This is a genomic window from Actinocorallia longicatena (genome assembly GCF_039534125.1).
GTDB lineage: Bacteria > Actinomycetota > Actinomycetes > Streptosporangiales > Streptosporangiaceae > Actinocorallia > Actinocorallia longicatena.
Genome location: NZ_BAAAUV010000005.1, coordinates 14,529 through 31,691 on the forward strand (window position 1 = coordinate 14,529; position 17,163 = coordinate 31,691).

A 17,163-nucleotide genomic window follows, 5' to 3' on the forward strand; every position below is an offset into this window, starting at 1 on the left:
GTCACGCCGAAGATGCTAGCGCTGCTGCTCGGCGGCGAGGCGCTGGGTGATGACCTGGTTGAGGCGCTGGAGGCCGCCGACACCCAGCATGCCGACCTGGCCCTCGAGCTCCCGGACGGTCGCCGCGGTCTCCATGACGGCCTCCGAGGACTGCATGAGGACCGTGCCCGCGCCGGAGAACTCGAACTGGTGCTCCTCGCCGGAGGACCCGCCGACCCCGAACATGTTGCGGGCCATGCCGAGAACGCCCCGCATGTAGGAGTGGTCGTAGTGGTGGCATGGCGACGGGCAGTCGGCCCAGCCCAGCAGGGCCTGCGGGTCGACCCGGATGGGCGGCTCGACGAAGTGGACCGGGCCGTTGGAGGCCGCGATGAACTTGCCGGTGCCCAGCAGGGTGAGGAAGCCCGGGATGATCGACTGCTTCAGTGTGAGGCCGGTGGAGAAGGCCAGGAGGTTGCCCGCCCTGATCGTGAGGTTGCCGTCCTCGAGGTCGAAGCTGTTGAGGTCGAAGCCCCGGTCACCGAGCAGGAGCTTGCCGTGCCCCTCGGCGATCACCCAGTCGTGGGCGTACAGCGGCGAGTGGAAGTGGCCCGCGACCAGCGCGTCCAGCGGCCCCGCCGACAGCGCCTCGAACTTGATCTGCCCGTAGTAGGCGATCATCTTGCCCTTCTGGATGAACCACTGGCCGTTCAGGCTCACCGAGAAGGCGTAGGGGTTGACGTTGTCGTCGTCCGGCAGCGTCTGGGCGTTGTAGGTCGCCACGGTGCTCGCCGGCGAGGAACCCTGCTGCGGGTATCCGCCCTGCGGGGGCACGTAACCGCCCTGCTGCGGCGGGTACCCCGGCTGCTGCGGGGGGTATCCGGGCTGCTGGGGCGGGTAGCCGCCCTGCTGCGGCGGATAGCCGGGCTGCGGGGGGTAGCCGGGCTGCTGGCCGTAGGGAGGCTGCTGCGGTGGGTAGCCCATCTCAGATCTTCCTCTCACTGGCCTGGACGTAGACGATGCCGTGGCCGGAGAGCTCCAGCTGGAAGGCCTCGCCCGAGCCACGGCCGATCATGTCGCGCAGACCGGCGGACATCTTCAGCTTGTTGGTGACCTGGCCGCGGTGGGCGACGTAGGCCTGCGGGTCGACGAACACCGAGCGTCCCGGCTGGATCGGCAGCTCGATGACGCCGCCGTGCGAGAGCACCGCGACCGAGCCGTGCCCGGTGACGGTCGTGGTGAACAGGCCCTGGCCGGTCATCTGGCCGCGGATCACACCGCTGAGGCCGCCCTGCTCGCCCATGAACATCGTGCCGGTCTGGAGGGCCGCGTCGTGCACGAGCAGCCGGTCGGCCTCGACGTACAGGGTGTCGCCCTGAAGGTCGATGACCTCGATGTGCAGGCCGCCGTGGCCGAACATCGCGCTGCCCTGCCCGGTGACGTGCATCATCGGCGAGTGCTCGCCCGCCATGGCCCGTCCGATGGCGCCGCCCATGCCGTGCCCCGCGGTGGCCGTCGGCGCGAAGTGCACCTGGCCGACGTAGGCGAGCATCGAGCCGCGCTTGGAGTAGAGCTCGTTCCCGGGGCCGACCGGCACCTGGATCATCTTCTTGTTGATCGCGCTGAAGCCGGGCATCTCTAGACCTCCGCCAGTCCGCCGCTGCGTTCGGCCGGCTGGATGTACACCAGGCCGTGTCCGTTGAACCGCAGCTGGAAGGTCTCCCCGGAGCCCTGGCCCAGCATGGTCCGCCAGTTCGCGTCCGTCACGAAGTCCTGCTGCAGCTGGCCGCGCGAGGCGACGAACGCCTGCGGGTCGACGCAGAGCGGCTGGCCCTGCGTCACCTCCAGCGCGATCGCCGGGCCGTCCGAGACGATCGCGACGGTGCCGTGTCCTTCGACCTTGGTGGTCGCCAGGCCCTGGCCGGTGGACATGCCGCGCAGCCCGCTGAACTGGACGCCCGTGCGGAGCTGGCCGTCGAGGGCGAGCAGGTTGCTGGACTCGACCAGAAGGGTGTCCCCCTGGAGGTGCACCAGGGTGATCTCGGTGGCCTCGCTGGCCAGGTAGACCGTGCCCTGGCCGGTGACCTCCATGAGCGTCACGTTCTCACCGGCGACGCGTCGCCGCACCGCGCCCATGAGACCGCCGTCGCCGCCGGTCATGCCCTGCCGCTTGAAGTTCATCTGGCCCTCGTAGGCCACCATCGACCCGTTGAGGGCGCGTACGGTCTCGCCCGCCAGATCGACGGCGAGCATCTTGGACCCGTTCATCCGAAACTGCGCCACGCAGGCACTTTAGCCACACCTTGGCGATGACCACACCTCTTCGTGAATCTTGAGGCCCCGGTGGAGCCTTCCGGGAAGATCTACTCTGACCGGGCGATCTGCGGGAGTATGGGGTCTATGTGGCTTGCTCCCGAACGGCGCGGACGCCGTGGATGGCTGGTTCCCGCGCTCGTGGCGTGCGCGGGGGTCGGCGTCGCCCTGTTGCTGACGACCCGTGACCAGGCGGGCGCGGGGGTGATCGCCGGAGCGGTCCTCGCGGGGTACGCGCTCCAGCTCCTCTACCGGAAGGACGAGCCGGGGCTGCCGATCAGCGAGTCCTACGGGCGGGGACGCCACGGACGCACCCATCTGCGCGCCGCGGCCATGACCGGGGACGTCCTCGCGGCCGGGATCGTCGCGGCGATCGTCGTGCAGGCGCTGCGCGGAGAGGACCTGGGCCCGCTGCCCTGGATCGCGGCCGCAGGAGGGCTGTCCTACCTCGCCTCCGCGGTCATCGCGGGTGAACTGTGACCCTCTTCACATCTCGGACGAATTCTTAGTGAACGTGCCCCGACAAGGCCTGTTTTCGCATTAACGCGCTGCGACGATTCCGATCGTGGCACTCCTGGACACACTGCCCCCGACCGGACTCTCGGGTGGCGCGCTCTTTCAGCCCGTGGTCGATCTCGACTCGGGCTCCGTGGTCGCCGTCGAGACCCATGTCGGACCCTCCTACGCCGATCCCGGCCCGGTCGACGCGGCGCAGGAGGACATCCGCCGCGCCGTCGACGGGGCCAGGGCCCTGGCCTCCCACTCCGCGCTGCTGCCCATGCAGATCATGGTCAGGGCCGAGACCGTGGCCCTCGGCCGGGCCGTCCTGACGGTCCTGCACCAGGGGCTGTACGACGCGGGCCGCCGCCCCCAAGAAGTGATCATCTGTGTGACGGGGGGTTTCGCACCGGCGCAGCGGGCGGCCCTCGCCGCGGGGGTCCAGGATCTGAGGCACGCGGGCTACCTCGTGGCCTTCGGCGGGCTCGGCACCACCCACGCCCCCCTCGACCTGCTGGTCGAGGGCACTCCCTATCTCGTCAAGCTCGATCCGGAGCTGGCCCGCAAGGCGATCTCCGACCAGCGGCGCTCCGCACTGGTCGAGGCGCTCGTGACCCTCGCCCACCGGGTCGGCACCCATGTCCTGGCGCCCGGCATCGACAGCGAGGACCAGCTGAAGAAGCTGCGCGGCCTCGGCGTCCGGCTCGTCCAGGGGCCGTTGCTCACCCCGCCGGACTGGCGGCCCGGGCAGCGCGTGCCGATCCCCGTGCCCGTCTCCCGCGACGAGCCGCCGACCGGCTCGATCGACCTCGGGCCACGCGTCTCGGAGTTCACCCTCCCCGCGATGACGATGCCGGACACGGTCACCGCGGGCGCGGTCCTGGACGCCCTGTCGGAGGAGCAGGGCACGACGAGCATCGTCCTGGTCGACGGCCAGCAGCGGCCCCGCCACACCGTCGACCGGGCCCGGTTCCTGCTGGCCCTGTCGGGCGCCTACGGGCACGCGCTGCACTCGACCAAGCCCGCCTCGCGGCTGGCCGACCCGCCCAGGATCGTTCCCAAGACGGTGCCGGCCATCGCCGCGCTGCGGGCCGCCGGCCGGGACGAGGAGCGCGTCTACGACGACCTGGTCGTGACCGACGAGATCGGCCGCTGTCTGGGCATCGTCCGGGTCAGCGACCTGATCCGCAACATGTCGCCCTGACGTGCCGGCGCCCGTCCCGGTGTCTCAGCCCTGGCCCTCGGGGATCCTGATGGCGGCGAACTCGGCGCCGAAGGGGTCCTTGAGGACCACCACGCGGCCGAAGGAGGAGTCGGCGGGCTCGCGGGTCACGGTGCCGCCCTGCGCGACCGCGATCCGCGCCGCCTCGTCGGCGTCGTCGACCGCGAAGTAGATCGTCCAGTGCGGGCCGGCGCCGCCCTCGGCGAGCTCCCGCTCCGGAACGCCGTAGACGCCGCAGACCGGACGGTCCCCGACGTTCAGCGTCTGGTAGTCCAGGCCCTCCTCGATCGGCGCCGCGGTGACGTCGAGGACGCCGGTGTAGAAGCGGGCGGCGGCGGCCGAGTCGGCGGTCACCAGCTCGTTCCAGGTGAACGACCCGGGCGCGTTGACCAGCTCGCTGCCGGCGAACTCCCCGGCCTGCCAGAGGCCGAACTGGGCGCCCTGGGCGTCCTGGAAGATCGCCATGCGGCCGAGCGGGCCCACGTCCATGGGGGCCGCGACCACGGAGCCGCCCGCGTCGGTGACCCGCTTGGCCGTGCCGTCGCAGTCGTCGGTGGCGAAATAGACGCCCCACCACGCCGAGGGGGCCTCCTGCACCCCCATCAGCCCGGCCACGGGATGGCCGTCCCTGGTCGCCACGACGTAACCGCCGTACTCCGAACCCTGGTCGTCGTACTCCCAGCCCAGCAGGGCGCGGTAGAACTCCTTCGCCCGGGTGATGTCGGGGATGCCCAGGTCCACCCAGTTGGGGGTGCCCGGAGCGGCGTTGCCCGTGAGCACTGCCATGATGAGGACTCCTCGCGTTGTATTCGTCACTTTCCGTGTCGATGGGATCATTCTGCCACCCGGGATCGCGTTCGCCGTGGCCGCAGTCGGCCCCTTACACTGATCGGGTGCTCCCGAGCTGACCCCGTACCTCCGCGCCCCTGCGCGTCGAGTGTCATGCCCGGATCCGTTACCTCGGGGAAGAACCCACTGTGATCATCGCGAACGACATCGAGCTGCGTGCCGGCTCCCGCCTGCTCATCGAGAAGGCCGCCTTCCGCGTCAACCCCGGCGACCGGGTGGGCCTGGTCGGCCGGAACGGCGCGGGCAAGACCACGCTGACCAAGGTCCTGTCGGGGGAGTCGCTGCCGTCGGCCGGGTCGGTGACCCGCTCGGGCACCCTCGGCTACCTGCCGCAGGATCCGCGCAGCGGTGACCTGGAGGTGCTGGCCCGCGACCGGATCCTGGCCGCCCGCGGCCTGGACGAGGTCTTCGCCCGGCTGCGCAAGTTCGAGACGCAGATGTCGGAGTTCGACGGCGCCGCCCGCGACAAGGCCGTCCGGCGCTACAGCCGCGCCGAGGACGAGCTGCACGTGCTCGGCGGGTACGCCGCCGAGTCCGAGGCCGCCGCCATCGCCTCCAGCCTCGGCCTGCCCGACCGGGTCCTGCACCAGCCGCTGCACACCCTGTCCGGCGGTCAGCGCCGCCGGGTCGAGCTGGCCAGGATCCTGTTCTCCAACGCCGACACCCTGCTGCTGGACGAGCCGACCAACCACCTGGACGCCGACTCGATCGTCTGGCTGCGCGACTACCTCAAGAGCCACCAGGGCGGCCTGATCATCATCAGCCACGACGTCGGCCTGCTCGAGGCGGTGGTGAACCGGGTCTTCCACCTGGACGCCAACCGCTGCGAGGTCGACATGTACAACGTGGGCTGGAAGAAGTACCTGGCCGCCCGCGAGACCGACGAGAAGCGCCGCAAGCGCGAGTACGCCAACGCCTCCCGGCAGGCCACCCAGCTCCAGTCGCAGGCCGACAAGATGCGGGCGAAGGCCACCAAGGCCAAGGCCGCCCAGCAGATGCTCAAGCGCGCCGACAGGCTGATGTCGGGCGTCGAGGGGGAGCGGCAGGCCGACCGCGTGGCCAAACTGCGCTTTCCGGATCCGGCTCCCTGCGGCAAAACCCCCCTGTTCGCGGAGGGTTTGTCCAAATCATACGGATCCTTGGAGATCTTCACAGATGTCGACCTCGCGATCGACCGGGGCAGCCGGGTGGTCGTGCTTGGACTGAACGGAGCGGGGAAGACGACCCTTCTCCGCATCCTCGGCGGCGTCGAAAAGGCCGATACCGGAAGCATTATCCCCGGTCATGGACTTCGTCTCGGGTACTACGCGCAGGAGCACGAAACGCTCGATCACGATCGTTCTGTACTTGAGAACATGCAGTCCTCCTCACCCGATCTCGCGGAGGTCGAGTGCCGGAAGATCCTCGGCTCGTTCCTGTTCACCGGAGACGATGTCGACAAGCCCGCGGGGGTCCTGTCGGGAGGGGAGAAAACCCGCCTGGCGCTGGCCACACTGGTGGTTTCCAAGGCGAACGTGCTGCTTCTGGACGAACCCACCAACAACCTCGACCCGGCGTCCCGAGAGGAGATCCTCGGGGCACTCCACACGTTCAAGGGCGCCATCGTCATGGTCACTCACGACGAAGGCGCGGTGCAGGCGTTGGAACCGGAAAGGGTGATTTTGCTCCCGGATGGTGTTGAAGACATCTGGAGTGACGAATTTGCCGATCTGGTGGCTCTTGCTTGACCTTCTCGGCAAGGAAGCAGATCTTTTCTGGCCTACCGGGTAGCCGATCTGGCGATGATGACTGATCATGGCTGTAGATAACGCAGCGGTCACCACATCACTACGGGAGGTACTCGTGGCCGAGACCCTGAAGAAGGGCACCCGCGTGACCGGTGCCGAGCGCGACAAGCTGGCGGCGGAGCTCAAGAAGAGGTACGACTCCGGCGAGAGCATCCGCGCTCTGGCAGCCGCCACCGGCCGGTCCTACGGCTTCATCCATCGCATCCTGACCGAGTCCGGCGTGAACCTGCGCGGCCGAGGTGGGGCCACGAGGGGCAAGAAGTCCTAAGTCCCCCGGGTATCCCCCCGGGACTTGAGAACACCGCCCGACCCGCCACCGCTACTACCGAGTAGGATTCGGTTTCGCGGTGGCGGGCAGGGTTCACCTTCCAGAGCCGGAAGGCCCTCCCCACGCTTGGAGGAGGCGCGGAATGGACCTGACGGCGGCTGGACTGGTACTCGAGCTCACCCACGACGGCGCGGTGGCCACGGTCACCCTCAACCGTCCCGAGCGGCGCAACGCGCAGTCGCCCGGCATGTGGGCGGGACTCGCGGAGATCGGGCGCACGCTGCCCGAATCCGTGCGGATCGTCGTGCTCAAGGGCGCCGGCGTGTCCTTCTCGGCCGGGCTGGACGTCCGGACCTTCACCCCCGAGGGCATCCCGGGCGAACCGCCCGCGATGCCGCCCGGCGTCTCCCACGCCGAGCTCGAGGAGCTCATCGCCCGGTACCAGGAGGGCTTCCTGTGGCTGCGCGATCCCCGCTTCACCTCGATCGCGGTCGTCCAGGGCCACGCCATCGGCGCCGGTTTCCAGCTCGCGCTCTCCTGTGACCTCCGGATCGCCGCCGAGGACGTCAAGTTCTGCATGAAGGAGTCCGCGCTCGGCCTGGTCCCCGACCTGACCGGCACCAAGCCCCTCGTGGACGTCGTGGGGCTGCCCCGCGCGCTCGACCTGTGCCTGACCGCCCGGACGGTCCTCGCCGACGAGGCCCGCGAGCTCCGCCTCGCCGAGAAGATCGTCAAGAACGACGAGCTCGACGCCGCGGCCGCCGACCTCGTCGAGTCGCTGCTCAAGATCGACGTCGGTGCCGCCCGGGCCACGAAGGCCCTGCTCCAGCAGGCCCCCGCGAACTCCCTCGCCGAGCAGACCGCCGCCGAGCGAAGGGCACAGAGCAAGCGCATTCTCGGTTAGCTGGAATTTTCGATCCGATTACATGATTACCTACTACGGAGGAAATCGGGTCGAAGGAGAACCGTGGACGGCAGCAGCAACTTCGCGATGATGGCGTCCTTCCGACGCGACCCCTCGGTGAAGCACGAGAAGCTGAAGCCGGGCACGGTCAGGCGGATCCTCGGCTACGCCACGCCCTACAAGCGCGATCTGGTCCTGTTCCTGCTGCTGAACGCCGTCGCCGCGGTCAGCGTGGTGGCGGGGCCGCTGCTGATCCAGGCGATCATCGACAAGGGCGTGGTGCCGGGGAACCGGGAGGTGGTCGTCTGGCTGGCCCTGGGGCTGGCCGGGCTGGCGCTCCTCGACGCGGTGCTGTCCCTCGCCCAGCGCTGGTACTCCGCGCGGATCGGCGAGGGCCTGATCTACGATCTGCGCACGCAGGTGTTCGACCACGTGCAGCGGATGCCGGTCGCGTTCTTCATGCGCACCCAGACCGGCTCCCTGGTGAGCCGCCTCAACAACGACGTCATCGGGGCCCAGCGCGCCCTCACCACCACGCTTTCCTCGGTGGTCTCCAACGTGATCAGCTTCGTCCTGGTGCTGATCGCGATGCTCTACCTGTCGTGGCTGGTCACCCTGATCGCGCTGGTGCTGCTGCCGGTCTTCGTGGTCCCGGCCAAGCTCGTCGGGCGCAAGCTGCAGCGGATCAGCCGCGAGCAGATGGTCCTGGACGCCGAGATGGGCTCGCTGATGACCGAGCGGTTCAACGTCTCGGGGGCGATGCTCGCCAAGCTCTACGGCCGTCCGGGGGAGGAGTCGGCGAAGTTCTCCCACCGGGCCTCCCGGGTCCGCGACATCGGGATCGTCGGCGCCATGTACGGGCGGGTGTTCTTCACCGCCCTGACCCTGGTCGCCTCCCTCGCCACCGCGATGGTCTACGGCGTCGGCGGGGTCCTCGCCGTCGGCGGGACCCTCCAGATCGGCACGCTCGTGGCGCTGGCCGCCCTGCTCGGCCGGATGTACGGGCCGCTGACGGCCCTGTCCAACGTCCAGGTGGACGTGATGACGGCGCTGGTCAGCTTCGACCGGGTCTTCGAGGTCCTCGATCTCGAGCCGATGGTCTCCGAGCGGGAGAAGGCCGTCCCGCTGAAGCGGACGGCCACCGCCCCGGGTGTCACCTTCGACGACGTCTCCTTCCGCTACCCGGCCGCCGACGAGGTCTCCCTGGCCTCGCTCGAGTCGATCGCCCGCAGCGACACCGCGCCCGGCAGGCCCGTCCTGCACGGGATCTCCTTCACCGCCGAGCCGGGGCAGCTCGTCGCCCTGGTCGGCCACTCCGGCGCGGGCAAGTCGACCATGACCCATCTGGTGTCGCGGCTGTACGACGTCAACGAGGGGGCCGTGCGGATCGGCGGCCAGGACGTCCGGGACCTGACGATGGAGTCGCTCGCCGGCTCCATCGGCGTGGTCACCCAGGACGCCCACCTCTTCCACGACTCGATCCGGGAGAACCTCGGCTACGCCCGTCCGGGCGCCACCGACGAGGAGCTGTGGGAGGCCCTCGAGGGCGCCCAGATCAGGGAGCTGGTCGAGGCCATGCCCGACGGGCTCGACACCGTCGTCGGCGACCGCGGCTACCGGCTGTCGGGCGGCGAGAAGCAGCGCATGGCCATCGCCCGGCTGCTGCTCAAGGAGCCCGCCGTGGTCGTCCTGGACGAGGCCACCGCCCATCTGGACTCCGAGTCCGAGGCGGCCGTCCAGCGGGCCCTCCAGACGGCGCTCGTCGGCCGGACCTCGCTGGTCATCGCGCACCGGCTCTCCACGATCCGCGAGGCCGACCAGATCCTGGTGATCGAGGACGGCCGGATCGCCGAGCGGGGACGGCACGAGGAACTCCTGGCCAAGGGCGGCCTCTACACCGAGCTCTACCGGGTCCAGTTCGCCCAGCAGGAGCAGCGGCTGCTGGTCGACGACCAGGGGGTCTACCTACCCTGACCCCGGCCCCCGATGATCACCGTGACACAATGCGATCAAATGATCACGGATCTTTCGGGGGAGAGATGCTGAAGACAGCAGGCCTGGTCGTGGCGGTCCTCGCGGCGGCGCTCACGGGATGCAGCACGGTCAACGACGGCGAGTCCAGCTCCGGTCCGTTCACCGCGACGCCGGCGAGCAGGGTCGAGACCGCGAGCCCGATGCCGAGCCCGACCGCCGTGCCGCTGCCCTCGCTCAACACGACCGTGAAGGTGGGCCGGTTCTGCGCCCTTCCCGGCACGGTCGCCCACACCTCCACGGGCGCCCAGACCCGCTGCTCGCGTCCCGCGGGGCAGGACAGGCCCCGCTGGGTCGTGGACGTCGGCGCGGAGCCCGGCGGCGAGGTCAGGCCCGGCGCGTACTGCCCCGAGCTCGGTGCCCGCGGGGTCGCCGGCGGGAAGGACTACAGCTGCACCCAGGAGATGGGCTCCTCCCAGGGCCGCTGGCGCGCGAACTCCTGACGCGAACTCCTGACGCGAACTCCTGACCGGGACGCGGCCGGCGGAGTTCCGGTGGCGGACATCCGGCCGTCATACGGGTGGGGGACCCTCGGAGGAGACCCCCGACCGGGAGACGCGATGCGAACCGTCCTGCTCCACCACAATCCCCTGCTCCGCTACGGCGCCCTGTTCCTCGGCCTCGGCGCGGCCGGGATGGCGATCGGCTGGATCGCCGACGACCTCAGCCCTCACTCCGGGATCGAATAGCCCAGCCGCTTCAGCTCACGGCCCGCCACCTTCTCCACCTGGACGATCTGGCGGGCCGTGAGCGCGTCCCGCCAGCCCCTGGACCGCTCCTCCTCGCCCTGCCGGGCGGGCAGCGGCCGTCGGCCGTCGGTGCGGTGCGGCTCCGTCGCCCCGGTCAGCGCGATCTTCGAGATCGGCCCGCCGAGGAAGTTCGACAGCTCGGTGGCCGTGGCCGCCGGATCGTTCACCATGTTCTCGTAGCGGAGGGTCAGCAGCTGCTCGGCCGGGATCTGGGCGCGCAGCCTGGCCGAGAGCCGGATCGAGCCGCGCCAGCGCAGCGCGCACTTCACCGCGGGCCCCGCCTGGGTCCACCGCGCCCGCTCACCGGGGTCGTCGACGCCGAGGAACGGGTTGGGGAAGACCTCGTCGAGGTTGATGAAGCCCGGCTTGAACCAGGTCATGCACCGGTCGTCGCCGAGCATCCGGGCCACCACGTCGCGGCCGTCCCTGATCACCTGGACGAGCTGGGCGTCGGGGAAGGCGTCGAGCAGCACGTCGGCGCTGTAGATCAGGTCGGGGGAGGCGTCGGCGAAGCGGTGGACGCCCTCGGGCGACATGCAGGTGCCGTCCGGTATCTGCTCGCCGGGGACGTAGCCGCTGAGCTCCCAGCACTCGGCCGGGCAGTCCGCGCAGGACAGGCCGCCGAACTGCCAGGACTCGGCGAAGGCGTCCCGCATCACCCGGGCGGCCCCCCGGCCCCGCTCGGTGGCGATCGAGGGGCGCCGCGCGAAGGCGTAGATCATCTTGACCACGGCCGGGCGGCCCAGGGTCAGATGGATTCCAGCGGAGTGCTTCAGGGCCCTGGCGACCAGGTCCTGACCGGAGTGGGGTGCGCCAACGACGAAGACCGGTCGGCGGACCTTGGTCCCGTTGACCACCAGAATGTGCGGCGTCGGTCTCATGACGACACCAGTCTTCCAGATGAGGGTCTTCCCGAGGACGTGCCTTAGCTGTCAAGCTTCAGCGGTGGCTTCCCGGAGGAGGGGCTTTATGGTCTCGGGATGGCGGGACGGCGATGATGCCGCGCTCGACTCCCTGGTCATCCTGGTGGCCGAGAGCCTGGGCTACTCCTGCACGCGCCTTCAGGGCGACGTCATGCTGCTTCAGGGCGCGTCCCGGCTGCATGTGGGGATGAAGAACCTCAGGCAGCTCGCGCGGCTGGTGCCCAGGGACGACTGGCCGGCCGTCGTGGCCGATCATGTGACGACGATCGTCACGGCGATCGAGGAGCCGCTGGACCTCAGCGACTTCGAGCTGGCCCGGCATCTGCTGCGCACGAGGATCTACCCGGCGGAGGCCGACAACGGGCTGCTGGCGGCCCGGCCGTTCGCGCCCGGCCTGATCGAGGTGGCCGTGGTGGACACCCCGACGACGGTCCGGACCATCACCCGCGAGGAGATGGCCGGCTGGCCGGTGTCGGGGGACGCCCTGTTCTCCCTCGGCCGCGCCAACGTCAGGTCCGACGGCCCGCTCCAGTGCGACGACCAGGACGGCGACGGCTTCCCGCTGACGGTCCTGCACGGCTGGACCTTCTACGCGGCCACCCATCTGGCCTGGCTGGACGAGTACCTGCCGATCGGGCCGCAGGGCGCACTGGTGGTCGCCCCGAGCCGGAGCCTGATCCTGGCCTTCGCGCTCTCGCCCGATCTGGGCCTCGACACGGTGGTCACGGCGGCGGCCCGGCTCCATGATCACGCCGAGATCGGATACGAGGAGGGACCCGGTTCGTTGAGCCCTCACCTGTTCTGGTGGCAGAACGGGGCGCTCGCCCTGCTGGAGACCCGATACGGACCCGAAGGCCTCACTTTGCCACGCGAGTTTCTCGCCGCGGTTTCACAAAGGCTCGCCTAAAGCCCTTTTCAGGCGCGGTCTGGCATGCGACCTTGTCCGAAAGGCCCGGCTAGCAGGCTTGGGAAGGCGGTCCATGCGTATATCCGACATTCTCCGCACAAAGGGCGGCGAGGTGGCCACGGTGCCACCCGGTGCCACGGTTCGCGAGCTTCTGGCGGTTCTGGCCGCCCGCAACATCGGCGCCGCGGTCGTCTCCGCCGACGGTGCCGCCATCGACGGGATCGTCTCGGAGCGGGACGTGGTCCGTCATCTCCACGAGCGCGGGGCGGGGCTGCTCGACGCCGCCGTCTCCACGATCATGACGGTGTCGGTCCGCACCGGTGCCCCGGGCGACAACGTCGACGGGCTGCGCAAGATCATGACCGAGCACCGGATCCGCCACCTGCCCGTCGTCGAGGAGGACCGGCTGGTCGGCATCGTCAGCATCGGCGACATCGTCAAGAGCGCCATCGACCTGCTGGAGACCGAGCGGGAGCAGCTGGTCGGATACATCCAAAGTTAGAGCCACTTTCCTGGATTGGCTCTTAACTCACGAGCCAATCCCACGGCACGATCGTCACATGGACAGGATCGTGCGCCGCGTCGCGCAGCTTTACGTGGGATTGGCCCTCTATGGCCTGGGTATCGCGCTCCAGGTGGCCTCGGGACTCGGCAACGACCCCTGGGACGTGTTCCACCAGGGCCTGTCGCGCCGCTACGGCCTGTCGATCGGGGCGTGGCTGATCCTCGCGGGAGCCGTGGTCATGCTGCTGTGGATCCCGCTGAGGCAGCGACCCGGCATCGGGACGATCAGCAACGTGATCTTCGTGGGCGTCTTCGCGGACCTGTTCCTGTGGGTCCTGCCCTCGCCGTCGGCCCTGCCCATGAAGATCGCATATCTGACCGTCGCGGTCGTCATGGGAGGCGTCGCGACCGCCTGCTACCTCGGGGCGGGCCTCGGCCCCGGGCCCCGGGACGGCCTCATGACCGGGTTCGCCGCGCGCAGCCGGTTCTCGATCCGGCTGATCCGGACGACCATCGAGGTCACCGTCCTGACCCTGGGCTGGCTGCTGGGAGGCACGGTCGGCGTCGGGACCGTCGCCTACGCCCTGGCGATCGGCCCGCTCACCCAGCTCTTCCTGCCCCGCCTCACCCTCACGAGGGCGGCCGAGCCCGTGGAGGCGGCCGGGGCCCCCGTCCCGGCCGCCTGCTGAGGGGCCGGTCAGCCGGTCGGGTCGATCCTGGCGGCCAGGCGCATCAGCCCGGGCGAGAGCCGCGAGAGGGCGTAGGACAGGTGCGCCTCCGGCGTGACGGGCTGCAGGGCCCGGTCCCGCCGGACGGCCGTCAGGATCCGCTCCGCGACCTTCTCGGGGCCGTAGCCGCGCAGGCCGTAGGCGCGGGCCGCCTTCAGCTGGGTCTTCAGCTCCTCCGACCGCGAGCGGCCCACGAAGTGCGACGTCCGGGTGATGTTGGTGTCGACGATGCCGGGGCAGATCGCCGAGACGCCGATGCCCAGGTGGGCGAGGTCGGCTCGCATGCACTCGCTCAGCATGAGGACCGCGGCCTTGCTGGTGGCGTAGGCCGACATCGACCGGGACGGGGTGAACGCCGCGGCCGAGGCCGTGTTGACGATGTGGCCTCCGGTCCCCCGCTCGGCCATCTGGCGGCCGAACAGCAGGGAGCCGTGGACGACACCCCACAGGTTGACGTCCAGGATCCGCCGCCAGTCCTCGGCGGTGTGGTCGAGAAAGGCCCCCGCCATCCCGATCCCGGCGTTGTTGACCACGACGTCGGGCACCCCGTGCTCCCGCCGGACGGTGGCCGCGAACTCCTCCATCGCGGCGGCGTCGGAGACGTCCACGGCGACGGCGTGCGCGACCGGGCCCTCCTTCTCCGCGCCGACCAGCCCGGCGAGTTCGGCCGTCCGACGGGCGGTCTCCAGGTCGCGGTCGGCCGCGATGACGGTCGCGCCCCGCTCGGTGAAGGCCAGCGCGGTGGCGCGGCCGATGCCGCTGCCCGCCCCGGTGACGACCACGAGATCGCCCTCGAAGGCCCGGCGGCCCGCGCCGACCCGCGCCCGGCGCAGTTCCCTCCGCTCGCCCGCGCCGAGCTCCCCTCCGGTGACCTCGGCGATGTGCTCGCGCACGAACCGGGCCACCAGGGCCGGGTGGGTGCGGGGGATCCAGTGACGGGCCGCGACGGGCCGCAGCTTGAGGTCGGGCACCCACTTCTGGAGGCCGCCGACGGTGTGCGGTGACACGTAGCGGTCCCCGGTGGGGACGATCACCTGGGTGGGGACATCGGTGCGGCGCTCGTTCGGCCGGGTCAGGCGGGGGAGCATGTTGGCCCGGTAGAGATCGACGCCGTACCGGCCCGCCTCGAGGTCGGGGGAGGCGCCCTCCAGCCGCCGGAGGACCTTGCCGATCATTTCTCCCGACCGGCCCGACCAGGACAGCTCCGGCAGGACCGGGGTCTGGAACACCGCGATGTACCAGGACCTGGCGGCCTGGCCCAGGGCCCGCAGATGGGCGGCGGGATCGGCCGAGGTCAGGCTGGAGCGGACCCAGTGGGCGACGTGGTCCAGGCAGGGGCCGCTCATCGAGGTGAAGGAGGCGAACCGCTCCGGCATGGTGGTGACGGCCTCCCACGCCTGGATGGACCCCCAGTCGTGCCCGACCAGGTGGACCTTCTCGTCCGGGCTGACGGCGTCCAGGACGGCCGTCATGTCCCGCATCAGCAGGTCGAAGGTGTAGAAGGCCCGGCCCCTGGGCTTCGTCGAGGCGCCCGCGCCCCGCACGTCGTAGGCGACGATGTGGAAGTCGCGCTCCAGCAGGGCGGCGACCTCGTCCCAGACGGCGTGGTCGTCGGGGTAGCCGTGCACCAGCAGGACGGTGGGCAGGCCGGCCTCGCCGCGCTCGTGAACGGCGAGCTCGACGCCCGCGCCCACGACCCGACGGGTCCGCACGGGTCCCGGTGCGGGGGAGGCGCTCACGCGGCCCACCTCTGGACGCCGCGGCGGGTCTTCCGCTCGGTCATCTTCCGGAACCGCTCCGGCTCGGCCGCGTCGTCGGTCCGAGCGAGCACCACGTTATTGGACACATTGTCAACCTAGTCCCCGGCCGCGGACCGGGACAAGTGCCACGCCGGTGTGACCCTCGGCTCACAGCGGGCCGAGTTCGGCCTCGAGCTCCGCCGCCCAGTGGGCGGCCCAGTCGGGCTGCGTGCCGTCGGCGTCGGTGAAGCCGTAGGTCTTGTAGAGGTCCCAGGTGGCCAGGGCGCGGCCGGTCCAGCGCATGACGTCCGGGTCGGCCGCCAGCGCCGCGACGGCCCTGCCGAGGTAGGCGGGGGTCTCGGAGAAGGCGAAGTTCGGGTCCTGCGCGGCGCCGTCGCGCCAGTTCTCCTCGGTGATGCCGAGGCCGTCCAGCATCGCCTCGGAGCGCAGGAACCCCGGGGTGATCGCGAGCGCCGTGACGCCGTGCGGCTTGAGCTCGGCGGACTGGGCGACCGCGAGGCGGATCACCGCGGCCTTGGCCAGGTCGTAGAAGACCGTGCCGCGGTAGCGCTCGGTGTTGCCGTCGGTGACCTCGACGACCAGCCCGGAGCCGCGGGCGACCAGGAGCGGCAGCGCGTGCCTGCTGGTGATGATGTGGGTGGCGACGGCGCGGCGCAGCAGCCGGAAGCCCTGGTCGAGATCCTGCTCCCAGAGCGGGTGCTCCCAGTCGGTGAGGGAGTCGCCGCCCCACACGCAGTTCACCAGGACGTCCAGCCGCCCGTCCTGTTCGGCGGCGATCCTGGCGGTCAGCGCCGCGACCTCCGCCGCGGACTCGTGGTCGGCCCGGACCGCGATCCCGTGGCCGCCGGCCTCGGTGACCAGCGCGGCCGTCTCCTCGACGGTCTCGGGCCTGTCGAGGTCGGAGCGGCCCGCCGCCGAGCTCCGCCCGCTGACGTAGACCGTCGCGCCCGCGGCTCCGAGCTCGACGGCGATGCCGCGGCCGCCGCCCCTGGTGCCCCCGGCGACCAGCGCCACCCTGCCCTCGAGCGTCCGGTTCCCGGACGCGCCTTCCCGTGTGCTCATGACGTCTCCCGATGGGGTGCGATGACCGCCTCGATCTGGGCGGTGAGTCTTGCGGCGAGGCCGGACCTGCGGTCCAGCGCCCAGGTGACGCCGGCGCCGACCGCGACCGCCTGGACGGTGGCCGCGAGCGCCGTGACGTCGGTGCCCGGGCACAGCTCGCCCTCGTCGAGCGCCTGGCCGAGGAGCCCGGCGATCGCCTCGCCCGTGGCCTCGTGGGCCGCGAGGGCGAAGCCGTGGAACTCCGGGTCGGTCAGGTCCATGCAGAGGAAGGCCAGATGGTGGGCGAACGCGACGGGGGTGTCCATGGGCGCCATCGACGCGATGATCCCGGCGGTGAGGGCCGCGAGGGCGCTTCCGCCGTCGCGGGGGAAGCGGACCGGGGCCCGCGCCCCGGCCCTGGCGATGGCCAGCAGCAGCCCGCGCTTGGATCCGAACCGCTGGACCAGGGTGCCGGGCACGACCCCGGCCTCCTTGGCGACGGCCCCCAGCGTCAGCGCGCCGGGGCCGTCGCGCCCGATCACCTCGACGGCGGCGCGCAGGATCGCCGCGTCGCCGACCGTCCGGGGTCGTCCCGGTCCCATCCGGCCTCCCATTAATAAATGCTCGTGCAGATATTAAATCACACCCGCGGGAACGCCGAACCCCCGGCGACACGGGCGGGTCGCCGGGGGTTCCGGAG

At 70.8% G+C, this 17,163-nt stretch carries 19 protein-coding genes; 11 read left to right on the plus strand and 8 right to left on the minus strand.

The window, feature by feature from the left end:
• Positions 1-15: 15 nt before the first annotated feature.
• From ABD785_RS10980 to ABD785_RS10990, 3 genes are read right to left on the minus strand one after another with little or no spacing between them, the layout of a single operon-like run.
• Positions 16-963, minus strand: a complete 948-nt coding sequence (locus tag ABD785_RS10980) for an AIM24 family protein (protein WP_344825685.1) — start codon at positions 961-963, stop codon at positions 16-18.
• Position 964: 1 nt separating this feature from the next.
• On the minus strand, positions 965-1,615 hold the full coding sequence (locus tag ABD785_RS10985) for an AIM24 family protein (RefSeq protein WP_344825688.1): 651 nt from the start codon (positions 1,613-1,615) through the stop codon (positions 965-967).
• Positions 1,616-1,617: 2 nt separating this feature from the next.
• Entirely contained in the window at positions 1,618-2,262 is a 645-nt protein-coding gene (locus tag ABD785_RS10990) for an AIM24 family protein (RefSeq protein WP_344825691.1), read from the minus strand.
• 117 nt (positions 2,263-2,379) lie between these two features.
• On the opposite strand from ABD785_RS10990, the gene ABD785_RS10995 reads away from it, so the two are divergent.
• A complete protein-coding gene (locus ABD785_RS10995) occupies positions 2,380-2,772 on the plus strand; it encodes an ABC transporter permease (RefSeq protein WP_344825694.1) in 393 nt (130 codons plus the stop codon).
• An 85-nt stretch (positions 2,773-2,857) separates the two neighbouring features.
• On the plus strand, positions 2,858-3,994 hold the full coding sequence (locus ABD785_RS11000; protein WP_344825697.1) for an EAL domain-containing protein: 1,137 nt from the start codon (positions 2,858-2,860) through the stop codon (positions 3,992-3,994).
• A gap of 24 nt (positions 3,995-4,018) precedes the next feature.
• Here the strand turns inward: ABD785_RS11000 and ABD785_RS11005 are convergent, their stop codons facing one another.
• Complete coding sequence (locus ABD785_RS11005; protein ID WP_344825700.1) at positions 4,019-4,798, minus strand: VOC family protein; 780 nt, start codon at positions 4,796-4,798, stop codon at positions 4,019-4,021.
• A 191-nt stretch (positions 4,799-4,989) separates the two neighbouring features.
• Here ABD785_RS11005 and ABD785_RS11010 point away from each other — a divergent pair, with 191 nt between their 5' ends.
• The 6 genes from ABD785_RS11010 to ABD785_RS11035 all read left to right on the plus strand — a co-directional run bounded on the left by ABD785_RS11010 (position 4,990) and on the right by ABD785_RS11035 (position 10,540).
• On the plus strand, positions 4,990-6,588 hold the full coding sequence (locus ABD785_RS11010) for an ABC-F family ATP-binding cassette domain-containing protein (protein ID WP_344825703.1): 1,599 nt from the start codon (positions 4,990-4,992) through the stop codon (positions 6,586-6,588).
• Positions 6,589-6,703: 115 nt separating this feature from the next.
• Entirely contained in the window at positions 6,704-6,916 is a 213-nt protein-coding gene (locus ABD785_RS11015) for a helix-turn-helix domain-containing protein (protein WP_012852589.1), read from the plus strand.
• A 142-nt stretch (positions 6,917-7,058) separates the two neighbouring features.
• Positions 7,059-7,820 (plus strand): enoyl-CoA hydratase/isomerase family protein, encoded by a 762-nt coding sequence (locus ABD785_RS11020; protein WP_344825706.1) that lies wholly within the window; start codon positions 7,059-7,061, stop codon positions 7,818-7,820.
• 87 nt (positions 7,821-7,907) lie between these two features.
• Positions 7,908-9,794 (plus strand): ABC transporter ATP-binding protein, encoded by a 1,887-nt coding sequence (locus ABD785_RS11025; RefSeq protein ID WP_344827077.1) that lies wholly within the window; start codon positions 7,908-7,910, stop codon positions 9,792-9,794.
• A gap of 65 nt (positions 9,795-9,859) precedes the next feature.
• Positions 9,860-10,294 carry a hypothetical protein gene (locus ABD785_RS11030; RefSeq protein WP_344825709.1) on the plus strand — a complete coding sequence of 145 codons (435 nt, stop codon included), beginning with the start codon at positions 9,860-9,862 and terminating at the stop codon, positions 10,292-10,294.
• A 117-nt stretch (positions 10,295-10,411) separates the two neighbouring features.
• Positions 10,412-10,540: a hypothetical protein gene (locus ABD785_RS11035; RefSeq protein ID WP_344825712.1), complete on the plus strand. Its 129-nt coding sequence runs from the start codon at positions 10,412-10,414 to the stop codon at positions 10,538-10,540.
• Here the strand turns inward: ABD785_RS11035 and ABD785_RS11040 are convergent.
• The gene (locus ABD785_RS11040) at positions 10,522-11,481 is read right to left on the minus strand and encodes a sulfotransferase family protein (RefSeq protein ID WP_344825715.1); all 960 of its coding nucleotides are present in this window, start codon (positions 11,479-11,481) and stop codon (positions 10,522-10,524) included. The two genes, ABD785_RS11035 and ABD785_RS11040, sit on opposite strands and share 19 nt — an antisense overlap.
• An 88-nt stretch (positions 11,482-11,569) precedes the next feature.
• On the opposite strand from ABD785_RS11040, the gene ABD785_RS11045 reads away from it, so the two are divergent.
• From ABD785_RS11045 to yczE, 3 genes are all read left to right on the plus strand, one after another.
• Positions 11,570-12,430, plus strand: a complete 861-nt coding sequence (locus tag ABD785_RS11045; RefSeq protein WP_344825718.1) for a DUF1444 domain-containing protein — start codon at positions 11,570-11,572, stop codon at positions 12,428-12,430.
• A 73-nt stretch (positions 12,431-12,503) separates the two neighbouring features.
• Entirely contained in the window at positions 12,504-12,932 is a 429-nt protein-coding gene (locus ABD785_RS11050) for a CBS domain-containing protein (protein ID WP_344825721.1), read from the plus strand.
• Positions 12,933-12,990: 58 nt separating this feature from the next.
• Entirely contained in the window at positions 12,991-13,623 is a 633-nt protein-coding gene (gene yczE, locus ABD785_RS11055) for a membrane protein YczE (protein WP_344825724.1), read from the plus strand.
• Between the two features lie 8 nt (positions 13,624-13,631).
• Here the strand turns inward: yczE and ABD785_RS11060 are convergent, their stop codons facing one another.
• The 3 genes from ABD785_RS11060 to ABD785_RS11070 all read right to left on the minus strand — a co-directional run bounded on the left by ABD785_RS11060 (position 13,632) and on the right by ABD785_RS11070 (position 17,065).
• Complete coding sequence (locus ABD785_RS11060) at positions 13,632-15,401, minus strand: SDR family oxidoreductase (RefSeq protein ID WP_344825727.1); 1,770 nt, start codon at positions 15,399-15,401, stop codon at positions 13,632-13,634.
• A gap of 168 nt (positions 15,402-15,569) precedes the next feature.
• The gene (locus ABD785_RS11065; RefSeq protein ID WP_344825730.1) at positions 15,570-16,484 is read right to left on the minus strand and encodes an SDR family oxidoreductase; all 915 of its coding nucleotides are present in this window, start codon (positions 16,482-16,484) and stop codon (positions 15,570-15,572) included.
• Positions 16,481-17,065 (minus strand): TetR/AcrR family transcriptional regulator, encoded by a 585-nt coding sequence (locus ABD785_RS11070; RefSeq protein WP_344825733.1) that lies wholly within the window; start codon positions 17,063-17,065, stop codon positions 16,481-16,483. Before ABD785_RS11070 ends, ABD785_RS11065 begins: the two co-directional genes overlap by 4 nt.
• Positions 17,066-17,163 lie beyond the last annotated feature (98 nt).